Consider the following 6,715-nt stretch of genomic DNA (forward strand, 5'->3'; position numbering starts at 1 on the left):
CTGGTGCCGCCGGCCGGGGTTGTTATGATCGCCCGATCCGTCGACCGGGAGTACCCATGCGCATCATCAGCCTCAACGCCAACGGCATCCGCTCGGCCGGCAGCAAGGGCGTGTTCGAGTGGCTGCGCGCGCAGAACGCGGACGTGGTCTGCCTGCAGGAAACCAAGGCGCAGGAGGGTCAGCTGACCGACGCGATGTTCCGCCCCGACGGCCATCACTGCTTCTATCGCGACGCCAGCAGCAAGAAGGGCTACAGCGGCGTGGCGATCTATGCCCGGCGCGAGCCGGACCAGGTGCTGACCGAGCTGGGCTGGGACGAGTTCGACAACGAAGGGCGCTACCTCGAAGCGCGCTTCGGCAACCTCTCGGTGGTGTCGCTGTATTTCCCGTCCGGTTCGTCCGGCGACGAGCGCCAGCAGTTCAAGTTCAAGGCGATGGAATGGATCACGCCGATCTTCGATGCGTGGCTGAAGAGCGGCCGCGACTACGTGATCTGCGGCGACTGGAACATCGTGCACACGAAGAACGACATCAAGAACTGGAGCTCCAACCAGAAGAATTCCGGCTGCCTGCCGGAGGAGCGTGCGTGGCTCGACCTGCTGTTCCACCAGCGCGGCTGGGTCGACAGCTTCCGTGCGATCAAGCCCGACGCGGTCGAATACACCTGGTGGTCGAACCGCGGCCAGGCGCGGGCCAACAACGTGGGGTGGCGGATCGACTACCAGGTGGTCACCCCGTCGCTGCGCGAGCGCCTGCGCGCGTGCTCGATCTATCGCGACCAGCGCTTCTCCGACCATGCGCCGTATACGGTCGACTATGCCGACTGATACGACGGCGCGACGGCCGGCGAAGCCGTCGGTGTGGCATGCCTTCACCCAGCCGGCGGCGTGGACGATGTGTCTGTTCGGCTTCTCTTCCGGCCTGCCGTTCCTGCTGGTGGCCGGCACGCTGGCGTACTGGCTGAAGGAGAACGGCATCGAGCTGGCCGACATCACCATGATCGCCAGCGCCGGCCTGACCTATGCGTTCAAGTTCCTCTGGGCACCGCTGCTCGATCACGGGCACATCCCGGGTTTCGCGCAGCTGGGCCGGCGACGGGGCTGGCTGCTGTTCGCCCAGTTGGGTGTGGTGGCCGGCTTGCTCGCGATGGCGGCGCTGACACCGCAGCATCTGGTGGCGTTCGTGGTGGCCACGCTGGCGGTAGCGTTCTTCGGCGCCACGCAGGACATCGCGGTGGACGCGTACCGCATCGAGATCGCCCCGGTCGAGGACCAGGGCGCGCTGGTGGCGACCTATTCGCTGGGCTACCGCATCGGACTGCTGGTGGCCGGCGCGGTGGCGCTGATTCTGGCCGACCATATCGCCTGGCGCGTGGTCTATCTGATGATGGCGCTGGTGATGCTGTTGCCGATCGTCACCACCCTGGCGGCGCGCGAACCGACGGTGTTGCGCGTGCGCGCCGCGCGCTGGCGCGATGCGATGCGCGAGAGCGTGATCGATCCGTTCGCCGACTTCTTCCGCCGCTACGGCTGGGCGCTCGCCGGCGTGACGCTGCTGTTCCTGCTGCTGTTCAAGATGCCCGAGCAGGCCACCATCGGCGGCATCATGAGCCCGTTCTACCGCGACATGGGCTTCTCCAAGACCGAGATCGGCACGATCACCAAGATCTACGGCATCTGGATCGGCATCGTGGGCGTGTTCATCGGCGGCGCGGCGGTGGCGCGCTGGGGCGCGTGGCGACCGCTGGGCGTCACCATCGTGCTGTGCGGCTGCAGCAACCTCATGTACCTGCTGCTGATCGCGCACCCCGGCAATCTGGCCATGCTGACTCTGGTGATCTCGGTGGAGAACCTCACCCTGGGCATGCTGGGGCCGCCGACGGTGGCGTTCCTGTCCTCGCTGGTCAACCAGCAGCACACTGCAACCCAGTACGCCTTGCTGAGTTCGCTGGTCAACCTGCCGGGCAAGCTGCTCGGCTTCTTTGCCGGCGGCATCGCCATGACGGCGGGGTATGGCGGCTACTTCGTGCTCACGGTGCTGGCGGTGATCCCGGCCATGCTGCTGTTTGCCGGACTGTGGCGGCGCTTTCGCGGTTTCGAGCTTGCCCGGGCAGCATCTTCCGCCGACGCCTGAACGCGCAGTGGCGCGGGTCACAGCGCAATTGCCAAGTCAGCCACGGAATCCCGACGCCACCACACCGGTTCACCCGGGATGTGCAAACATCGGCGGCACAGGGCAGGTGTAGTCGGAGTCACGCTTGTGCCGGACATGATCGTTCATCATATCGATGGCCTGATTGCCGAACGTATCGCGGCGCTGGCCAAATTGCGCCAGTGCTCGGTCAACGACGTGATGCTGGATGCCCTGCGCAGCGGCCTGGGCATGTCGGTGGCGCAGCAATACAGCGAAAGCCTGCGCGATCCGCACGCCGTGGCCGTGCTCGATGGCCACTGGGAAGCTGCCGAACGCGGCGCATTCCAGGAGGCATTGCTGGCGCTGGCCCGCACGCGGCCGACCCAGCTGGCGCCGGAAAGCATTCGTTACGACGTACCGGGCGCTGGCGCAGAATAGATCGCCCCGAGCACGCGCGGTCCGCGCGCACCGGTCACGGCCGGCAGGTTGCCGGGCAGGTGCAGCAGGCGCTGGCGTGCCAGCCAGGCAAATGCCGTTGCTTCGAGAAAGTCCGGGTCGATACCGCAGCTGGCGGTGCTGTCCAGCCGGCGCGGCGCCAACGCCTCACCCAAGCGCTGCATCAGCCGCTCGTTGTGCACGCCGCCGCCACAGGCCAGCACCTCCATCGCCTTCGGCGCGTGCTGCGCCACGGCTGCCGCGACGCTGCGCACGGTGAGTTCCAGTAGCGTCGCCTGCACGTCGGCGGGCTCCAGCGTGGCAAGCGACGCATGCGCGGCCAGCCAGTCCAGATGGAAGTATTCGCGGCCTGTGCTTTTGGGCGGCGGCAGCGCGAAGTAGGGGTCGGCCAGCAGGGCGTCGAGCAATCCGGGCAGCACCTGGCCGTTGGCGGCAAAGGCGCCGTCACGATCGAACGCTTCACCCCGATGGCGCAGGCACCATGCGTCGAGCAGGCCGTTGGCCGGGCCGGTGTCGAAACCGCGCACGCTGCCGTCGGCATCCAGCACGGTAAGGTTGGCGATGCCGCCGAGGTTGAGCACAGCGCGCGGACGCGCGGGCGTGGCCAGCAGCATGGCGTGCACCGCCGGCAGCAGCGGTGCGCCCTGGCCGCCCGCAGCGACGTCGGCACGGCGGAAGTCGGCGACCACGTCGATGCGGCAACGTTCGGCGATCACGCTGGGGTCGCCCAGTTGCAGGGTGAACGGATGCTCGCCGCCGGGTCGGTGGCGCAGGGTTTGTCCATGCGAGCCGATGGCGCGCACCGCCGCGGCCGGCGTGCCGGCGTGTTCGAGCAAGCGCAGGGCGGCCTCGGCAAACTGCTCCCCGATCTCGACGTCGAGCCGGCCCCAGGCGTCCAGATCCAGTGCCGCCTCGCCTTGCGCCACCGCCAGCATGTGCTCGCGCAGCATCCGGGGCCACGGGTGGGCATGGCTGGCGAGGGTGTGCGGCTTGCCTTCGCGGAAACGCACCAGCACCGTATCGATGCTGTCGGCGCTGGTGCCGGAGATCAATCCGATATAGAGCGCCGAATCGTCTTCAGCCACGCGCGAGGGCAGCTCAGTTGTCGTGATTGGCGGGAGCGTTGGCGCGGGCCAGCTTGATCCGGTTGTCCAGCTCGGTCAGGCGGGCCAGCTGCGGCTTGACCACCTGCGACTCGAAGCGGGCCAGCTGGGCGGCGGGCAGCGGTTCGGGCTTGGGCAGGGTCACCGTCTGCGGGTTGCGCTGCACGCCGTTGACGCGGAATTCGTAGTGCAGGTGCGGGCCGGTGGCCAGTCCGGTCATGCCGACGTAGCCGATCACTTCGCCCTGGCGCACCCGCTCGCCCACGTGCTGGCCCTTCACGAAGCTCGACATGTGGCCGTAGGCGGTGCTGATGGTCTTGTTGTGCTGGATCACCACGAAGTTGCCGTAGCCGCGCTCCCAGCCGTGGTACTTGATCACGCCGTCGCCGGCGGCGTGGATCGGCGTGCCCTTGGGGGCGGCGTAATCCACGCCCTTGTGCGCCCGCATGCGGCCGAGGATCGGATGCATGCGCGCGGAGGAGAACTTGGACGAGATGCGGGTGAAATCGACCGGGATGCGCAGGAAGGATTTCTGGATCGGACGTCCATCTTCGCTGAACCAGCCGTAGTTGCCGTCAGCCTTCTTGAACCGGTAGGCGGTGTAGCGCTTGCCCTGGTTGACGAACTCGGCCGCCACGATGTCGCCCTGGCCGTAGCGCACACCATCGCGGTAGATGTCGTCGTAGATCATGGTGAAGCTGTCGCCCACGCGCAGGTCCTGCACGAAGTCGATGTCGTACTTGAACAGGTCGGCCAGTTTGCCGATCATCGCCGCGTTCACCCCGGCCTGGTCGCCGGCGGCGTACAGGCTGCTGCGGATCACGCCGTGCGCCACCTGTTCGCGCCGGTCGATGTCGCGCGGCTGCACGGCCAGCGTGGGTTGCGCGCCGTCAAAGCGGACAACGGCGCGGTTGGCGGCATCCGGATCGAAACGGAAGCCCTTCAGGCTGCCGTCGCTGCCGAGCAGGAAATCGAACTCCTCGCCCGGGCGGATGCTGTGCAAGGCATCCTTGTGGTCGCCGGCAGCGTCCATCACCTTCTGCAGGTCGCTCATGCCCAGACCGTGGGCATTGAAGATGTCGGAGAGGGTCTGCCCCGGCTGCACCCGCACCACCTGCCAGTCATCGACGGTGGACACCGGTGCCTGGACCAGGTCGGCCTTGGGCAGGGCCAGCGGCAACAGCGTGTGCGCCACAGGTGCGGGCGCCGGACGCATCGCATTGGCCCACGAAGGCATGATGAAGCCGGACAACAAGGTAATCAGCAGCGCCGTGCCGGCAAGCATCCAGTGTTCGCGGTGCCAGCGGATCGGCTCGACATCGCTTGACCGGTTGAACGACCAGTGCGCGCAACGTTCGTAGAAGCGGCAGTGAAGACGCTGTGCCTTGCGGCATATGGCCTGCTTGCGCGCCTGCAGCGCGCCCATGTTCTCTTCGGCCATGCCGTGTTCACCCCGTACCGCCCAACCCGAAACTCGACGTACCATAACGGCGATGTGTAGAGAGCGTCAATGCCTTTGCCATCAATGGTTTGCGATCCATTCCTGATTAACGCACAATTAACTTCCGCCGCACGCAGCGAATGGCTACCGCCTCTCCGTTTCGCGTTGCCCGGTTCACTTCCATGCCTCATCCAGCGAGAAACCCATGAGCGAGCTCGAGCACGCCCTGTCCACGATTGCGCGTGGCGCCGACGAAATCATCAAGCGCGAGGAACTGGTCGAGCGCCTGAAATCGGGGCGCCCGCTGCGGGTCAAGGCCGGCTTCGATCCGACCGCGCCGGACCTGCACCTGGGCCACACGGTGCTGCTCAACAAGATGCGCCAGTTCCAGGATCTGGGTCATCAGGTGATCTTCCTGATCGGCGACTTCACCGGCATGATCGGCGACCCGACCGGCAAGAACGTCACGCGCAAGCCGCTCACCCGCGAGGATGTGCTGGCCAACGCCCGGACCTACGCCGAACAGGTCTACAAGGTGCTGGACCGCGAAAAGACCGAGTTGCGCTTCAACTCCGAATGGTTCGACAAGATGTCGGCCGCCGACATGATCCGGCTGGCCGCGCAGTACACCGTGGCGCGCATGCTCGAACGCGACGATTTCACCAAGCGCTATGCCGCGCAGCAGCCGATCGCCATCCACGAGTTCGTGTATCCGCTGACCCAAGGCTACGACTCGGTGGCCCTGAAGGCCGATGTCGAGCTCGGCGGCACCGATCAGAAGTTCAACCTGCTGATGGGCCGCGGGCTGCAGGAACACTACGGCCAGCCGCCGCAAATCGTGCTGACCATGCCGTTGCTGGAGGGGCTGGACGGTGTCAACAAGATGTCGAAGTCGCTCGGCAACTACATCGGCATCAACGAACCGGCCATCGACATCGTCACCAAGACGATGAAGATCGGCGACGAGTTGATGTGGCGCTGGTTCGAACTGCTCAGCTTCAAGGTGTCACTGGACGAGCTGGCGCGGATGAAGCGCGAGGTCGAGGGCGGCCAGCTCAACCCGCGTGACGCCAAGTTGCGCCTGGCGCGCGAGCTGGCGGCGCGCTTCCACGACGCTGCCGCTGCCGAACAGGCGATTGCCGGCTGGCATGCCGTCGTGCGCGGCGAAGGCGACACCGCGCTGCTGCCTCAAACCGACATTGTCGTGCCGGCCGAGGGTTTGCGCCTGGCTGCGTTGCTCACCGCCGCCGGCCTGACCGCCAGCAACTCCGAAGCAAACCGGAAGCTGAAAGAGCGCGCCGTGCGGATCGACGCGGCCGTGGCGGAAGACGCGCAGCGCGTTTTCCATGCCGGTTTCGAGGGCGTGCTGCAGGTCGGCAAGCGCAATTTCGCGCGGGTGCGGCTGGTCGCAGCCTGAACCGGGAGCTGCGTTCGCGCGGAAAGAATTCGCCGTCGACGCAGAAAATGCTTGCCAAAAAAAGCGCAGGCCGTATGATTCGCGGCCCACGCCGGCACAACGCCGCGGGGCGCGACATGCAACACCTCGACGAACTTCGCTGAAGGTGTTGACGGCCTCGGAAAG

General features: G+C 66.5%; 6 protein-coding genes. 4 read left to right on the plus strand and 2 right to left on the minus strand.

The genetic code is table 11. From position 1 onward, the window contains the following. Positions 1 to 56: 56 nt before the first annotated feature. The 3 genes from B1991_RS00555 to B1991_RS00565 all read left to right on the plus strand — a co-directional run bounded on the left by B1991_RS00555 (position 57) and on the right by B1991_RS00565 (position 2,571). Positions 57 to 827 carry an exodeoxyribonuclease III gene (locus tag B1991_RS00555; protein ID WP_136256749.1) on the plus strand — a complete coding sequence of 257 codons (771 nt, stop codon included), beginning with the start codon at positions 57 to 59 and terminating at the stop codon, positions 825 to 827. After that, on the plus strand, positions 817 to 2,133 hold the full coding sequence (locus B1991_RS00560; protein WP_246031009.1) for an AmpG family muropeptide MFS transporter: 1,317 nt from the start codon (positions 817 to 819) through the stop codon (positions 2,131 to 2,133). The genes B1991_RS00555 and B1991_RS00560 overlap by 11 nt, the downstream gene beginning before the upstream one ends. 135 nt (positions 2,134 to 2,268) lie before the next feature. Beyond that, on the plus strand, positions 2,269 to 2,571 hold the full coding sequence (locus B1991_RS00565; protein WP_246031010.1) for a hypothetical protein: 303 nt from the start codon (positions 2,269 to 2,271) through the stop codon (positions 2,569 to 2,571). Here B1991_RS00565 and B1991_RS00570 read toward each other — a convergent pair. Both B1991_RS00570 and B1991_RS00575 read right to left on the minus strand, forming a co-directional pair. Then, complete coding sequence (locus tag B1991_RS00570; protein WP_136256751.1) at positions 2,541 to 3,674, minus strand: anhydro-N-acetylmuramic acid kinase; 1,134 nt, start codon at positions 3,672 to 3,674, stop codon at positions 2,541 to 2,543. The two genes, B1991_RS00565 and B1991_RS00570, sit on opposite strands and share 31 nt — an antisense overlap. A 13-nt stretch (positions 3,675 to 3,687) precedes the next feature. Next, positions 3,688 to 5,133: an OapA family protein gene (locus tag B1991_RS00575; protein WP_136256752.1), complete on the minus strand. Its 1,446-nt coding sequence runs from the start codon at positions 5,131 to 5,133 to the stop codon at positions 3,688 to 3,690. 205 nt (positions 5,134 to 5,338) lie between these two features. Between B1991_RS00575 and tyrS the strand changes: the two genes are divergently transcribed. Then, a complete protein-coding gene (gene tyrS / locus B1991_RS00580; RefSeq protein WP_136256753.1) occupies positions 5,339 to 6,550 on the plus strand; it encodes a tyrosine--tRNA ligase in 1,212 nt (403 codons plus the stop codon). Positions 6,551 to 6,715: the final 165 nt, after the last annotated feature.

Origin of the sequence: Rhodanobacter lindaniclasticus (assembly GCF_004799035.1) — a bacterium.
Lineage (GTDB): Bacteria > Pseudomonadota > Gammaproteobacteria > Xanthomonadales > Rhodanobacteraceae > Rhodanobacter > Rhodanobacter lindaniclasticus.